This is a genomic window from Anaerococcus cruorum (genome assembly GCF_046365495.1).
GTDB lineage: Bacteria > Bacillota > Clostridia > Tissierellales > Peptoniphilaceae > Anaerococcus > Anaerococcus cruorum.
In genome coordinates this window covers 92,103-106,745 of sequence record NZ_JBGMEH010000002.1, presented here as the reverse complement: position 1 = coordinate 106,745, position 14,643 = coordinate 92,103, and the positions used below count along the sequence as shown (strand labels likewise).

General features: G+C 33.0%; 13 protein-coding genes. 2 read left to right on the top strand and 11 right to left on the bottom strand.

Features of this window, described 5'->3' with window-relative positions; translation table 11 throughout:
* Positions 1 to 108: 108 nt before the first annotated feature.
* The 11 genes from ACCQ40_RS02845 to ACCQ40_RS02795 all read right to left on the bottom strand — a co-directional run bounded on the left by ACCQ40_RS02845 (position 109) and on the right by ACCQ40_RS02795 (position 12,507).
* Positions 109 to 2,541 (bottom strand): ATP-dependent Clp protease ATP-binding subunit, encoded by a 2,433-nt coding sequence (locus ACCQ40_RS02845; RefSeq protein ID WP_410032539.1) that lies wholly within the window; start codon positions 2,539 to 2,541, stop codon positions 109 to 111.
* Complete coding sequence (locus ACCQ40_RS02840) at positions 2,523 to 3,509, bottom strand: ATP--guanido phosphotransferase (RefSeq protein ID WP_394019161.1); 987 nt, start codon at positions 3,507 to 3,509, stop codon at positions 2,523 to 2,525. Before ACCQ40_RS02840 ends, ACCQ40_RS02845 begins: the two co-directional genes overlap by 19 nt.
* Positions 3,506 to 4,093: a UvrB/UvrC motif-containing protein gene (locus tag ACCQ40_RS02835; RefSeq protein WP_410032538.1), complete on the bottom strand. Its 588-nt coding sequence runs from the start codon at positions 4,091 to 4,093 to the stop codon at positions 3,506 to 3,508. The genes ACCQ40_RS02840 and ACCQ40_RS02835 overlap by 4 nt, the downstream gene beginning before the upstream one ends.
* 2 nt (positions 4,094 to 4,095) lie before the next feature.
* Positions 4,096 to 4,557 carry a CtsR family transcriptional regulator gene (locus ACCQ40_RS02830; RefSeq protein WP_410032537.1) on the bottom strand — a complete coding sequence of 154 codons (462 nt, stop codon included), beginning with the start codon at positions 4,555 to 4,557 and terminating at the stop codon, positions 4,096 to 4,098.
* Between the two features lie 559 nt (positions 4,558 to 5,116).
* A complete protein-coding gene (locus tag ACCQ40_RS02825) occupies positions 5,117 to 6,487 on the bottom strand; it encodes an ABC transporter substrate-binding protein (RefSeq protein ID WP_410032536.1) in 1,371 nt (456 codons plus the stop codon).
* A 67-nt stretch (positions 6,488 to 6,554) separates the two neighbouring features.
* Positions 6,555 to 7,373, bottom strand: coding sequence for a carbohydrate ABC transporter permease (locus ACCQ40_RS02820; protein WP_410023987.1), 819 nt, complete (start codon positions 7,371 to 7,373; stop codon positions 6,555 to 6,557).
* A 9-nt stretch (positions 7,374 to 7,382) separates the two neighbouring features.
* The gene (locus ACCQ40_RS02815) at positions 7,383 to 8,267 is read right to left on the bottom strand and encodes a carbohydrate ABC transporter permease (RefSeq protein WP_410023988.1); all 885 of its coding nucleotides are present in this window, start codon (positions 8,265 to 8,267) and stop codon (positions 7,383 to 7,385) included.
* A complete protein-coding gene (locus ACCQ40_RS02810; RefSeq protein WP_394024289.1) occupies positions 8,267 to 9,334 on the bottom strand; it encodes an ABC transporter ATP-binding protein in 1,068 nt (355 codons plus the stop codon). Before ACCQ40_RS02810 ends, ACCQ40_RS02815 begins: the two co-directional genes overlap by 1 nt.
* A gap of 153 nt (positions 9,335 to 9,487) precedes the next feature.
* Positions 9,488 to 10,183, bottom strand: coding sequence for a zinc metallopeptidase (locus ACCQ40_RS02805; protein WP_410032535.1), 696 nt, complete (start codon positions 10,181 to 10,183; stop codon positions 9,488 to 9,490).
* A 318-nt stretch (positions 10,184 to 10,501) separates the two neighbouring features.
* On the bottom strand, positions 10,502 to 11,149 hold the full coding sequence (locus tag ACCQ40_RS02800) for a potassium channel family protein (protein ID WP_394010966.1): 648 nt from the start codon (positions 11,147 to 11,149) through the stop codon (positions 10,502 to 10,504).
* Between the two features lie 8 nt (positions 11,150 to 11,157).
* On the bottom strand, positions 11,158 to 12,507 hold the full coding sequence (locus ACCQ40_RS02795) for a TrkH family potassium uptake protein (RefSeq protein ID WP_394012264.1): 1,350 nt from the start codon (positions 12,505 to 12,507) through the stop codon (positions 11,158 to 11,160).
* Between the two features lie 133 nt (positions 12,508 to 12,640).
* On the opposite strand from ACCQ40_RS02795, the gene ACCQ40_RS02790 reads away from it, so the two are divergent.
* Positions 12,641 to 14,356, top strand: a complete 1,716-nt coding sequence (locus ACCQ40_RS02790) for a DUF2207 family protein (protein ID WP_410032534.1) — start codon at positions 12,641 to 12,643, stop codon at positions 14,354 to 14,356.
* Between the two features lie 69 nt (positions 14,357 to 14,425).
* Positions 14,426 to 14,617, top strand: a complete 192-nt coding sequence (locus ACCQ40_RS02785) for a ferredoxin (protein ID WP_410032533.1) — start codon at positions 14,426 to 14,428, stop codon at positions 14,615 to 14,617.
* Positions 14,618 to 14,643 lie beyond the last annotated feature (26 nt).

Sequence of the window (14,643 nt, the reverse complement as noted above, 5' to 3'; positions counted from 1 at the left end):
ATAATCCACCTTTCTTGTATTTATAGTGTATTATTACCCTTAATTTAGAGGTTTTTTATAAAATAAAACCACCCCTCGGGGTGGCTTTGAGTAGCTATTATCTCATGATTATTCTGCTGTATCTGTTGCTAGGGCTTCTTTCTTTTTGCCTTTTGCATTTTTAAATTGTAGTTCATCATCTTTTACTGATAATTTGATGATGGCGTCGCGATTTAGTTTATTATCTAGGATATCTTCTGCAAGCCTATTGTCTATCATTTTTGTGATATGACGTTCTAGTGGTCTTGCTCCGTATTCTTCGTTAAAGCCTTCGTTTGCTAGAAGTTTTACTACTTTATCATCATAAGTAATATCAATGTCGATATTATTTAGTCTTTCTCTAGTTTTTTCTAGCATCAATTTAGTGATTTCTTCTATGTTTTCTTCACTTAGTGGGTTAAACATAATCACTTCATCAAGTCTATTTAAAAACTCTGGAGCAAAGGCATTTTTTACTTCACGTTCTATGATTTCACGAGTACGGTCAGCGTTTTTCTCTTCTGGATCTCCAGTTTCAAAACCTATGGCTTGTTTTTCGTTTAGGCTTGATACACCTACGTTGCTTGTCATTATGATGATAGTATTTTTAAAGTCTACTGTACGACCTTGACCATCTGTTAGACGTCCATCATCTAGGATTTGTAATAGTAAGTTGAAAATATCTGGGTGGGCTTTTTCAATTTCATCAAATAAAACTACAGAATATGGGTGATTTCTCACTTGTTCTGTTAATTGGCCACCTTCTTCATAGCCTACATATCCTGGAGGAGATCCTACTAGACGTGAAACTGCAAATTTTTCCATATATTCACTCATATCCATACGGATTAGGTGGTCTTCTGATCCAAATATATTTTCTGCAAGTGATTTTGCAAGGTATGTTTTACCAACACCTGTTGGTCCTACAAATATAAAGGAACCGATTGGTTTTGATGGATCTTTTAGACCAACTCTTGCACGTTTTATAGCATGAGCTACAGATTTTATTGCATCTTCTTGGCCAATTACTGTGCCTTTTAAGTCTTCATCTAGGTTGGCATATTTTTCTTTTTCATCTTCGGTTAATTTTGTAACTGGAACCTTTGACCAAGATGCTACTATGCCTGCTATATCATCAAAGTCGATAAATAAGTTTGGTTTGTCTTTATTTTTCTTTTCAATTTCTGCTTCGATTTCAAACCTAGCTTGGTTGATGCGATCTCTTAGTTCTGCAGCTTTTTCAAAGTCTTGGTCTTTGACTGCTTGTTCTTTTTCAGAAACTAATTCGTTAATTTTTTCTTCTGGGTTACTTTCAGTTTCTTCTTCCTGATAAGCCTTAATACGCACCTTACTCATAGCCTCATCGATAACATCTATGGCCTTGTCTGGTAAAAATCTATCATTGATATATCTATCAGTTAGTTCTACTGCTGCATTTATAGCTTCATCAGTTATTTCTACTCCGTGGTGAGATTCGTACTTATCTTTTACTCCATAAATAATTTTACGGGTATCGGATAGTGATGGCTCTTCCACTTGGATAGGTTGCATACGGCGGGTTAGGGCACTATCTTTTTCTATATATTTTCTATATTCTTCTATAGTTGTAGCTCCTATTATTTGAATATCACCTTTGGCTAAGATTGGTTTTAGGATATTTGCAGCATCCATAGATCCTTCTGCTGCTCCAGCACCTAGCACCATGTGAAACTCATCGATAAATAATATAATGTCATCGCGAGTTGCTAGTTCATCAAATAATTTTTTAAGCCTTTCTTCAAAGTCTCCACGGTATTTGGTACCTGCTATCATGCTTGCTAAGTCAAGACTTAAGATAGTTTTATCTTCAATTATTTTTGGCACTTCACCTTCTACAATTCTTTGGGCAAGGCCTTCTGATATTGCAGTTTTACCAACACCTGGCTCACCGATTAGGATAGGGTTATTTTTTGTTCTACGCATTAAAATTTGAATAACACGTTCTATTTCATCATCACGGCCTATAACTGGATCAATTTTTCCAGTTTCTGCTTCCTCATTTAAGTCTCTAGCATAGTTTGAAACATTTTCTGAAAGGTCTTTGCTAGATCCAGCTTGTGGGGCTTGGTCTTGTAATAAGTCCTTTAAGTTTCTTCTTACAACTTCTTTTTCAACTCCTGATAATAAAAACATAATGTTTGTTAGGGAGTCATCATCTTCAAGAATTGCAAATAAGACATCTTCTTCACCTGCTGAGGCTTGGCCGTATTTATTTGCATTTAGTCTTGCTAGTTCTAATATTTGTCTTACTTTTTTACTATATTCTGTTGCAGGACGCATAGCTTGGCCCTTGCCTATATTATTTATTACAACTTGGCGGAGTAAATCATAATTGGCACCGGCAGCTTCTAGTGCTTTTGTCGCAACAGAACCTGTTTTCATTAAAGCAAGAAGCAAGTGCTCTGTACCGATATAATCGTGGTTTAGAGAGTAGCTTTCGCGTCTTGCTTGCTGGGTTAGTTTATTTAATCTGTTAGCTTCCATTGCCTCTCCTTCATATAAGAGTTTAAAAACTCATATCTCTCTGGGTCTTTTTTGCCCTTGTACTTATTTTTTGTCAGATTAAAGATTAAATAATCAAGCTCATTGCTAGTTAAATCAGTATTAAATCCAAGTTTGTTATACTTTTTAAGTTTATAAAGCTCACTTGCAATGGTATTTAAACTTGTTAGCTGTCTAGAGTTTAGATTATTTAAGCTTATAGCTATTTGTTCGATAATATCATCATCTGATACGTTATTTAATACCTGGTAATCTCTTCTAAATCTTCTTTCATTTCTTACTAGTGAGTCAATATTTGCACTAAGTTTTTTAATATATTCATCCATATCATCACGGTAGTTACCAAAGTTTTTTACAAGATATATATCATCTACATATTTATCATAGTAGCTTGGTATATAGCGAGTGCCATACATACCATGACTTAGTAAACCTTGTTTAAAACCATAATAAGATTCTTCAGCATCCACTAGGGCAAATAAAAACATTTTAAGTCTTACTTCTAGCCCTGCACCATTATTTCGTCCGTCACTAGTCAGATACCCAAATTCTGGTGTAAAAGCAAAATCTAATTTTTGGTCTAATTCTTTTTCAATTTCATTGACCCTTTTATAAGCCTTTTTGACATCCATATCAAAATTTCTGTAATTTATAGCTATATGGTCGCGGTCATTTACAGTAATGATATAATCATCACCAAATATAACTGCAATCTCAGCTAATTTGCTAGTGCAATCTTCTGATAAGACCATGTCATTTATAAGCTTATTTAAGGTATTTTCATCAATTTCATTTAATAAGGCTAGTTGATCTGGATATATATCTTTGATTATTTCTATAACTTTTTCACTATCTTCATAGGTCATAGTTGTTGGAAAATCAAAGCCATCTATATTGCGTCTTAAAGAAAGATTTGAATTTAGAATTATATCTTTTGCATAATCTATCAATTTTTCACCTTCATATTTAAATCATCTATTTGCTCTTTTAAATCAGCAGCTTGCTCATAATCTTCAGTTTCTATTGAAAGATCTAGCTTTTCTTGTAGATTTTTTATCTCAAGAGCTACTTCTTTAAATTCACGGTCTTTTTTAGGTAGTCTACCTGTATATTTATCGTAATTATTGTAAGTTTTTAAAACTTTTTGAGTTAGACTATCGCTAAGTTTATAGCACTCTTTACAACCAAAAATACCATTTCTAATATTTGATTCTAAGTTGCCACAATTTGGACAAGCTCTTTGGCTTAGTCCTTCCATATATGAGTATGGATGATTGTTAAGGTTGTATTTATATTCATAATATCCATCAATCATATCATCTAAAGATGGTACAAATTTTTGGATTAGACTTTCTAATTTTTTGTTATTTAAATTAAGTTTATGAAATCCACCTTCATTTGGCATAGAGCCTTCATCAGTCATATCTGTGTATGTTTTTAAACAATCATTACATAGATAAAAATCATGCTCTTGTCCATTTATTATAGCTTTGACACTTACTGAAGCATCTTTGCCACATTTTTCACATTTCATAATTAACTCCTTGCTAAAACACTTAAAAGAATATTTTTTATGATGTCAGAACGTACGCCATTGCGATTTTTGCTATCAACTCCACAAAGAGCCTTATCGCTTGTAGCATATTTTGCCATCAAAAACTCATCCTTGGTAAAGTATTTTTTACTATATAAATCCTTAAACAAGCTATCAGCGTTTGCCTCAGTCATTTGCCTGTTTAGGTTTTTGATTAAATATGTTAAATAATTATCTTCTTCTACTATGGTTATGATTTTGATAAAACCATTGCCACCACGTTTACTTTCTATAAGATACCCGTTGTGTGGGGTAAATCTTGTCGAAAGCACGTAATTTATCTGGCTAGGTGCACAATCAAATTGCATGGCCAAATCATTGCGTCCAATCTCAAGCATCCCATCAGTAGATTCTTCAAGCATAGCCTTTAAAAATCTCTCAATATCTGATGTAAGACCTGCCATATATTCACCTACTTTCCTAAGTGTCTTTTTATTTTACAATTATATATCAAAAGGTCAAGAAAAAACTCTGACCTTTTGACTATCTCTGACCTTTTTTATTAAAAAATAAGAATCCCTTTATTGATTCTATTAAAACTGTACTTTTTTTCACTACTTTTTCAAGGTCAATGCCAGTAAGACCAACAATGTAATAATTTAGAATATTTTTTCATAACAATCCAAGTATTGCCACAAATTTTACTCCTCTAACTATTGCAAATTTGCTATAAATTAAAGTGTATTTATCCCTTCATAACTAGGGTTTACATTCCCATATGTCATATCAACAATAGATTTAAATGCCAGCAATATGTATTTTAAAAATATTGGTTACGATTATAAATGGATAGATATACTTGTAAGTATAGAAAAATATTTTGCCCTTAATAGTAGTTATTTTTGTACTGATTAAATTTATAGAATTTATATTTGTATCAGAATGTAAGGATTGAAACAAGTAAAAATAGTATTTATAGGCAAAAAAAATCTTAGGTATATATACCTAAGATTTTTTAGTGTTTTATTGTGCAAAGTCTGCTTTATATTGTGGTGCGAATGCTTCTAGTTCTGCTTTTACATCTGCTTGTATGTTTGAAAGGATTTGTTCAAGAACTGATCCAATATCGTTATATGCTTGTTGGCTACCTGGTGCAAGTGGTCTTGAGTATAGGTTTTTGGTTGCATCTGCAAGTATTGGAGCAATTGCAGAATCAGATTCTGAGTATGTGCTATCTTCAATTGCACTTGTTCTAGCTGGCATATATCCTGTATCTAAGGCAAATTGGATTTGAGATTCTTTGCTTGTTAAGAATTTTAAAAATTTAAAGGCTGCTTTCTTTTGTGCATCATCTGCATTGTCAAACATATAGATATTTGTACCTTGTTGTACTGCACTTTCTGCAGGATATGGTGCTGCTGCATATTCAAATTTTCCATCTACTCCATCTTTTACATATACTTCACCAGCATTTGATCCAATATATGCTCCTACTTGCTCATTTGCAAATGGTCCTGACATGTATTGGTCTGTTCCTGCTATTCTAAAGTATCCTTCTTTGATACCATCTAAATAATATTGAACAGCTTCTACTGATTCATCGCTTGCTACATCAAGGTTTTCATCCATTTCTACGCCTTTATTGTGTAGATATGTGGCATAGAAGTTTGATAGTGAATCAAAACCAACTCCTGGGATGCCTTTTTCTTCATTGATTTTTTTAGAAACTTCTACTAATTCTTCATAATTTGTTGGTACTTCAAGGCCTAGTTCATCAAAAAGTGTCTTGTTATACCAGAATACTTCTGTAGATTTGTTAAATGGTAGTCCCATGATTTTGCCGTCTTTTTCAATTTCTTGACGTACACCTTCTAGGATATCTTCATAATCTTCAATACCATTTTCGCCATTTACCATATCTGTAAGATCTGTTACTAGATTTGCGTCTTCAAATTGTAGCATCCAGTCTGGGTATGCTTGGGTAATAGTTGGTAGGTCATTTGGTGATTGCATTGTTGCAACTAAGATTTGGTTTAAATCACCATAATTACCTTGGTTTTGTAGGTTTACTTTGATATTTGGATTTTCTTTTTCAAATTCTGCTACAAGTTTTTCTAAGGCTTCACCTTGGCCACCACCCATTGCATGCCAAAATGTGATTTCAGCTGCTTCATCTGTGCTAGAGTCAGCCTCTTTTTCAGTATTTTCTTCCTTTGCTGCATCTTTTTCTTCTGTATTTTCTTTATTTTCTGTAGCTTCTTCTGCATTTTCTGTTTGTGCTGTTTCTGCAGTATTTTCATTTGTACCTGTGTTGGCATCTTGGTTGCCACATCCTACTAAAACAGCTAAAGACAACATAATTGTTGCTAGTAATGAATAAAATTTCTTGCTCATAAAATCTCCTTTATATATATTTGTCATTACATTTGCTATATACCCTATAAACTTAAAAATTGCAATTTTAACCTTTCAATCCGCCGTATGACACCCCCTCTAAAATTTGTCTTCTAAAGATAAAGTATAAAATTAAAATTGGAAGAATTGTAATGGTCGATGCTGCCATTTGCAGGTGGATATATGATCCAGCTTCTGTAGCAAAAGCAGAAAGACCGTTTGAAATCATCCTCATGTTTTTGCTATTTGTTACCAAGATTGGCCATAGGAATGAATTCCATCCAGCAATAAAATTTAAAAGTCCGATGGTAAATAAAGTTGATTTTGAAAGGGGTACCATAACTCTAGTTATAAACTCAAAATCACTAGCCCCATCCACCTTTGCTGCATTGTAATAATCCATAGGAATAGACCTTAAAAATTGTCTAAGGTAGATTATATAAAAAACACTAGCCATAAAAGGCAAAATTAAAGCCCAGTAGCTATCTAATAGGGAAAGCTTGGCAATAGTTCTAAAATTGGTGAAAACTATGATTTCAAAAGGAATCATCAAAAGTGCTAGCAAGATACTTTCTACCAGCTTTTTGTGCTTAAAGTTCAAAAAGTTAAGGGCAAAAGCTGCTAAAGTTGTTGTTATAAGAGTTCCTAAAGTATTAACTAAGGTTACAAAAATAGTATTAAAAAAGTATCTAGCAAAGGGTGCCACCTTCATAGCTTCACTAAAATTTGAAGCTTGAGCAGTTTCTGGCAATAATTTTGGTGGTATGCTTGTTACTTCCTGAAAGGTCATCAGCGACGATGAAATCATATAAAAAAATGGAAAAAGGGTAATGATTGCCATAAAAATTATAAAAATATATCCTAAAATTTTATTTACTTTACTCATATCCCCCTCCTATTTTGTAAGTTTTTCTATAATTTTTCTTTGGACAAAGGTTAAGAGCAAAAGCATCAGGAATAGTAAAACTGCAGCTGCCATTGCTTGTCCATAGCGGTATTCTACATAGAATTTATTGTAAATATAAAACACGGCAGTCACAAGCCTATTTCCCACCCCCGCCTTTCCATTAAATAAGGCAAAAACTTCGTTATAAACCTTAAAAGCTTGGATAAAGCTTGTTAAAAACAAAAATGTTATAATTTTGGAAAGGGCTGGTAGGGTAATCCTAAAAAATTGCTCAGACTTGCTCGCCCCAAAAGTTTCCGCTACCCTATAATAATTTTTATCAATCCCCCTAAGACCTGACAAAATAACTATGATATTAAAGGCTAGGCTGTTCCATATTCCAAAAATGATCAATGCTGGCATATTGTAATTGCGATTGTTCAAAAAATCAAAAGGCCCTATGCCAAATATTTCAAGAACATAATTGATAAATCCATATTGACCATGGAAAAGATATCTAAAAACAATCCCAATGGCGATTACTGATGTAAGATAAGGAATAAAAAATATAGTCTCAAAAAACTCAGATCCTTTGATTTTTTCATGCAAGATTAGCGCTATAATCATTGAAATTATAAGAGACAATGGCACAACCGTAACTGCATAAATGAAGGTATTTTTCATAGCAAGTTTAAATTGTGGGTCCTTAATTACCACAGGAAAGTTTGTAAATCCGATAAAAGTAGGATCTAGTATGCTATTTGACTGGGTTGACATTATAAATGTTCTAAAAAGTGGATAAATTGTAAAAATGCCTATAAAAATGATTGCTGGCAACAAAAATAACCATGCCCTAGGCGAGTTTTCAGCCCTATAAGTCTTTTTTTTATCCATTAGTAAACTCTCTTTCCATCTTCTTCAAAAATGTATATAGAAGAATAATCGATATCTAAGCTGATAGTATCTCCTGAACTTATTTTTAGTTTACTATCTGCAATCACCCTAGAAGCAATACCATTTATAGTAAAATGCAATATCATATACCTGCCAATCATCTCGATATTTTCAACTTTTATTTTCATCCCCTCTTTGGCAATCTTAAAATGCTCTGGACGAATGCCGACTAAGTATTTTTTATCAGCTAGTTTTTCTTTAAAACGTCCTTGGTCAAATTTTGTCAAATCCATGCTAAAATCAGGGCTAGAAAGAATATCTTCATTTTTATCCATCTCATAGACATTGATGATAGGACTTCCGATAAATTTTGCTACAAATAGATTGGCCGGTTCTAAGTACAAATTTTGTGGTATATCGTATTGCTGGATGACACCATCATCCATAAGAGCTATATAATCAGAAATTGACAGGGCTTCTTCTTGGTCATGGGTTACAAAAATAGTTGTAACTCCAACATTTTTTACAATATTTCTAATCTCCTCACGTATTGATAGGCGCAAGCGTGCATCAAGATTTGAAAGTGGCTCATCCATCAAAAGTGTTTTTGGATTTTGAACCAAGGCTCTTGCAATTGCAACCCTTTGTTGCTGGCCACCAGATAATTGGGCAGGCTTTTTGTCCTTATATTCTGAAATATAGGTTAATTCCATATATTTTTGGGCAAGTTCATTTGCCTTATTTTGGCTAACTTTATTATCTCCAACAGTTAAGGGAAATGTTATATTTTCAAGGACTGTCATGTGAGGATAGAGGGCATAATTTTGAAAAACCATACCTATATTCCTATCCTTTGGATGTAGACCTATTATAGACTTATCGTCAAATAAAATATCCCCACTGGTAGGATCAAGAATTCCTGCAATAATATTTAAAATAGTGGACTTCCCACAACCAGAAGGTCCTAATAGAGTAACAAGGGCTCCGTCAGGAATTTTAAGATCAATATCCTTTAAAGCTTCATAGCCATTTTCATAAATTTTCTGTAAATCTCTAATTTCAATCATATATTCCTCAAGCTAGTTTTTTACTAATATATCACTTCTTTGTAATCATAAGGTAAAATTTTTGTAATAAACATATAAAAAACCGACCATGATATTGGTCGGTTTTATAAAAATTTGGTCTACAATTTCTATTAGATTGGAGCTTATTAAAATTTAATCCCTATTTCTATTGCCAAATAGCAAAAACATCCTTAAAAATTGTAGGGCTGTGGCAAGGGTTGCAGCTACATATGTGAAAGCTGCTGCTTTTAGCATACCTGCAGCATGTTGGTTTTCTTCCCCTACTAGCATTCCAGATTCTTCTAGGACTGCAAGCGCACGTCTGCTGGCATTAAACTCTACTGGTAGAGTTACTATTTGAAAAATAAGGGTTAGAGAAAATAGGATAAGTCCTACATCTATAAGATTTTGACGGGCTAAAATCATTCCTAAAAATAAAAGTGGAAAGCTAAGCTTTGATCCAAAATTTACTGCTGGCACTAGCCAAGATTTTATCCTAAGTGGTGTATATCCTTCTTTATACTGGATAACATGGCCTAACTCGTGAGCTGCAACTGCAACTGATGCAATTGATGTATCGTTTATAGACTGTGGAGATAGGGCTACTTCTTTGGTAGCTGGATTAAAATAATCTCCCATGGCATTATTTATTTGCTTTATTTTTATATCATTATAACCCCTAGTATCTAGGATATAATTAGCAGTTTGTTTACCAGTGATTTGTTTTTTAGTTTGTATCTTGCTATATTTTGCAAAGGCTCTTTGTACATTTGCTTGCGCAATCATTGTTATTATCAGACCTATAATAACCAAAATATAGGTTCTATCAAATCCATAATAGTAAGGCATAAAAATCCTCCTTATCTTTTTTAAATATTATACCCTTGATTTATAATATTTTAAAGTATATATAAATTTTATTAAAGGCATTATTTAATTTATGTAAAAATAAGCATAGAAAAAGGGCTAGTTACCTAGCCCCTCTTCCTTTTAGAAAAGAATAAGTTAGTCCTAGTTTTCTATAGGGAAAACTTTTAAGGAATTAATAATGAAAAACCTAGCTATGTAATAGCTACTTATATTATAGCATAGAAAATAAATTATGCAAACATTTTCTCAAGCTTTTTCTAAATCCTACAGCCTTTATTCTAATTTCAATCCATAGGTTTATTCTTGAATAGCTTTAGCGTTTTCTTTCTCTCCTATTAAGACAATTGTGTCGTCTTCTTCTATAAGTAAGTTGGGATCAAAATCTATGATCATGTGTCCATCTCTTTTAAAGGCTATTACGTTCATCTGGTATTGCTGTCTAAAGTCTAAATCTACTAGACTCTTACCTATCCAAGATTTACGAGCCTTTATTTTTATAAGAGAAATATCATCAGAAAAATCTATTATTTCCATTAAGCTAGGACCTGCTAGTGATCTTGCAAGTCTCTTTCCAGTATCGTACTCTGGGAAAACAATACGATCCGCACCTATTTTTTTAAGTATTCTGGCATGTTGGATACTAGAAGCTTTTGCAATCACCTCTTTTACTCCGCTATCTTTACATATTAGAGTAGCTTCTATAGATGCTTCTAGATCTGAGCCTGTGGCAATAATTGCTACATCATAATTATTTATACCTAAAGATTTCATCGCTATTTCTTCGGTTATATTTGCCTGAACAGCACTCGATACAGAATTTGCCATTTTCTCTATCAAATCATAATCTGAATCCACAGCAGTTACATAGAAACCATCCTTAAAGAGCTCGGTAGCTACCGACATACCAAAACGACCTAAACCTAATACTATTATATTTTTTTTCATAAATTCTCCTAACCTATGCTTATAAATCCTTCTGGATATCTAATTAATCTATCATCTGATTTTAATCCAAATGAAAGGGCCATAGTCATAGGTCCTATCCTTCCAAGATACATACACAATCCAATTATTACCTTAGATAATCCAGATATTTTATCTGTAATTCCTCTAGTAGTCCCCACAGTACCTAGTGCAGAAACCGTTTCAAAAAGTATATCAATAAATTTTAAATCATTCATAGCTGCTAATATAAAACAAACAATTACCATCAAGGTCATTGATACAACTAAAATTGATAAGGCTTTTTTTATTGTATCATTGCTGATGCTTCTTTTAAAGACAACGGGTTCTTTTTGATTTTTAATAACAGAGATAACTGCTAATAGAATAACTATAAAGGTTGTAGTTTTGATACCCCCAGCTGTAGACCCCGGAGACCCTCCTATAAACATCAGGTTCATTAGTAATATAGAAGTAGAATCTTTTATTTGAGATAAGTCCAGAGAATAAAAACCTGCCGTCCTTGCTGATACCGATTGAAAAAATGATATCAAAAGACCATGGCCTAGGCTCTCATTAACGAGGACTCCTCCTCTTATAGATTCTAGAATAAAAAATCCTAAACCTCCTACTACAATCAAAGCTATATTAGTAAGCAATACCAATTTTGTATGAGTAGATAAGTGGTTTAACTCTCTCTTATTATATATTTCACTAGTAACCATAAACCCAAGACCCCCTATAGCAATTAGGGCCATTATAGTTATATTTACTAAATAATCATAACGCAATGGATATAATGAATCCCCTAGTATATCAAATCCCGCATTGCAAAAAGCAGAAATAGAGTGAAATATTGCAAACCATAGCCCCTTAGAAAAACCATAGGCCGGTACAAATCTAATAGCTAAAAAAAGTGCGCCCACTCCTTCTATAGCTAGAGTAAAAAATAGAACATATCTAAATAGTTTTAAGACTCCCGCCATACTCTCAGTATTCAGCTGTTCTTTTAAAATTAGTCTAGATTGTAATCCAATTTTTTTTCTTAAAATAAGGGGGATTAGAGATGCAAGTGACATAACTCCAAGTCCACCTATTTGTATCAATATAAGTATAATTACATGGCCAAAAGTATTCCAATGCTCAGCAGTGTTTACAGGACTAAGACCTGTTACACAAGATGCACTAGCAGCCACAAAAAATGCATCTATAATATTTGTACTTTCTCCACTTTTAGTTACAAAGGGAGTAGATAAAATGATCCCTCCCAAGGTAATTACAATAAAAAAACCAATAGTTAAAACCAATGGCGGTTTTTCAATTATTTCATCGAATATTCTTCTTATAAAATTTTTTTGCATCATTACCTTCCTTAACAAAATAGCATACAAATGCTTTATAAAGCAATTTTATATTTTATAAAATAATTTGTCAAAATAAATTTATATTGCATTTTAGGGTATATTCATAGCGATAATATATTAAGGAGGCCACATGAAAATATTAAAAAATAGTTTGAAAATACTTTTGCTAAGTCTATTAATATTTTTCCCAAAGCCCGTCCTAGCCGATGGCTTTGATCATATCAATATAGATGTAGATATTGATGAAAATGGAGTTGGTAAGGTTAGTGAACAATGGCAAATAGATGAAAGTGATAATGACTTTACAGAAAGATACAAAAATATAGAAAACCTCAAGGGTCTAAAAATAGAAGATTTTTCTGTATCTATGGGAGGTAAAAAACTTAGCGAAAAAAGTTCTTGGGATATAGATGAAGATTTTGACCAAAAAGCTTTTAAATATGGACGTATAGACCATAGCGAAGATGAGGTAGAACTTTGCTGGGGCATTAGCGAACGCAATGCAAATAATACATATGACCTATCTTATAAAATAAACCCTATAATAATTGGGTTAAATGATAGTGATATGCTCTTTTTTGAATTTGTAGGAGCATATCTCGATCCAAAACCAGATAATTTTACGATAAATATAAGCTCTTATGAGCCTATAGATGAAAATACAAAAATGTGGGCCTTTGGCTATGAGGGTGATATCCATAATGAAAATGGAAATATAGTCGCTAAATCAAACGGAGAAATTAGCAAAGGAAGAATATTACTAAAATTCCCGAAAGGAACTTTCAATACAAGCTACAGAGAAGATAAAAGTTTTGATGACTATAAGGATGTAGCCTTTGAGGGAGCAAGTTTTGAAGATAGCGAAGGAACAGCCCAACTTACTGATGATGATTCTGATTTTCCAGTTTTAATAGTATCCATTATAACCCTTCTTGGAATCGCCCTTGGGGCTTTTGGGATAAAGAAAGCTGTAAATGAAGCAAATAAATATAGATTTACAAATATAAAACAAATACCAGATATTAAAAATATCAGAAAATACTACTATGACACTATCCCTTATGATGGTCACATAGAAGACACCTATCTATTGCTAGCCAACGCCTATCCAAACCACCCAAACTTTGATAGCATAATCAATGCCTTTTTCTTAAAATGGATAGACGAGGGTGCTATTAGTTTTATAGAAGATAAAAAAGATCATGGTATTTTTAAAAAATCTCTAGACCAGATAGTTATAAACCACAGACCAGATAATATGGGAGATATAGAAAAAGATTTGTTTGGTTATCTGATGGGTGCAGCAGACCAAAGAAGTGATGGCAAAATTACCCAAGATTCTTTTGAAAAATACATGAAAAAAAGACATAAGTCTTTAGAAAACCTAGCCGAAAGAATAGAAAAATCCAGCCTAGATGCTCTATTAGAAAAAGGCTATGTAGAAAAAATAAGTATAGCAAAAAGATCTGGTAAAACAAAAGAAGAAATCCACCTTACACCAAAAGGCATGGACCTATACAAAAACTTTGTAGGTTTTAAAAACTACCTAGAAGACTATAACAAAATCGACCCAAGCCAGATAGAAAATATAGATATTCTAAACCAATACATGATATTTGCAGCTATGTATGGCATAAGCGAGGATGTCTATGATACATTTGTAGATGTATATCCAAGCTATGCCCAAAACGGTTTTTATAACTATTATATGATTCACCATATCAATTCCTATGCTCACACTACAAGTACTGGAGGAGAAAGTTCTTCCTATGCAGGTGGTGGAGGATCAGCATCCTTTGGCGGAGGAGCTGGAGGCTTTGGTGGCGGAGGCGGCGGTGGCCGTTAAATCAATCAATAATCATAATATAGTGGGTATATAAATAATGGTAATAATGTAATAAACAAGGAGGTATATATGAAATTTTTTGTAGATCAAGATGAATGCATTGGATGTGGTATGTGTGAAAATATTTGTCCAGATGTTTTCTCTATGAATGATGACAATATATCAGAAGCAATTGAAGGGGATATTCCTGAAGAATTTATAGACTCTGCCTTAGAAGCAGAGGAATCTTGCCCAGTAAGCTGCATATCTCACGAAGAATAATGCATAGGTAAAGCCTAAAAGCTTAA

Coding starts and splice junctions, on each gene's coding strand:
- ACCQ40_RS02825 (WP_410032536.1), bottom strand. CDS start 6,487: ATGAGCAAGAAATTTTATTCATTACTAGCAACAATTATGTTGTCTTTA.
- ACCQ40_RS02800 (WP_394010966.1), bottom strand. CDS start 11,149: ATGAAAAAAAATATAATAGTATTAGGTTTAGGTCGTTTTGGTATGTCG.
- ACCQ40_RS02790 (WP_410032534.1), top strand. CDS start 12,641: ATGAAAATATTAAAAAATAGTTTGAAAATACTTTTGCTAAGTCTATTA.
- ACCQ40_RS02830 (WP_410032537.1), bottom strand. CDS start 4,557: ATGGCAGGTCTTACATCAGATATTGAGAGATTTTTAAAGGCTATGCTT.
- ACCQ40_RS02795 (WP_394012264.1), bottom strand. CDS start 12,507: ATGCAAAAAAATTTTATAAGAAGAATATTCGATGAAATAATTGAAAAA.
- ACCQ40_RS02785 (WP_410032533.1), top strand. CDS start 14,426: ATGAAATTTTTTGTAGATCAAGATGAATGCATTGGATGTGGTATGTGT.
- ACCQ40_RS02805 (WP_410032535.1), bottom strand. CDS start 10,183: ATGCCTTACTATTATGGATTTGATAGAACCTATATTTTGGTTATTATA.
- ACCQ40_RS02835 (WP_410032538.1), bottom strand. CDS start 4,093: ATGAAATGTGAAAAATGTGGCAAAGATGCTTCAGTAAGTGTCAAAGCT.
- ACCQ40_RS02815 (WP_410023988.1), bottom strand. CDS start 8,267: ATGGATAAAAAAAAGACTTATAGGGCTGAAAACTCGCCTAGGGCATGG.
- ACCQ40_RS02820 (WP_410023987.1), bottom strand. CDS start 7,373: ATGAGTAAAGTAAATAAAATTTTAGGATATATTTTTATAATTTTTATG.
- ACCQ40_RS02845 (WP_410032539.1), bottom strand. CDS start 2,541: ATGGAAGCTAACAGATTAAATAAACTAACCCAGCAAGCAAGACGCGAA.
- ACCQ40_RS02810 (WP_394024289.1), bottom strand. CDS start 9,334: ATGATTGAAATTAGAGATTTACAGAAAATTTATGAAAATGGCTATGAA.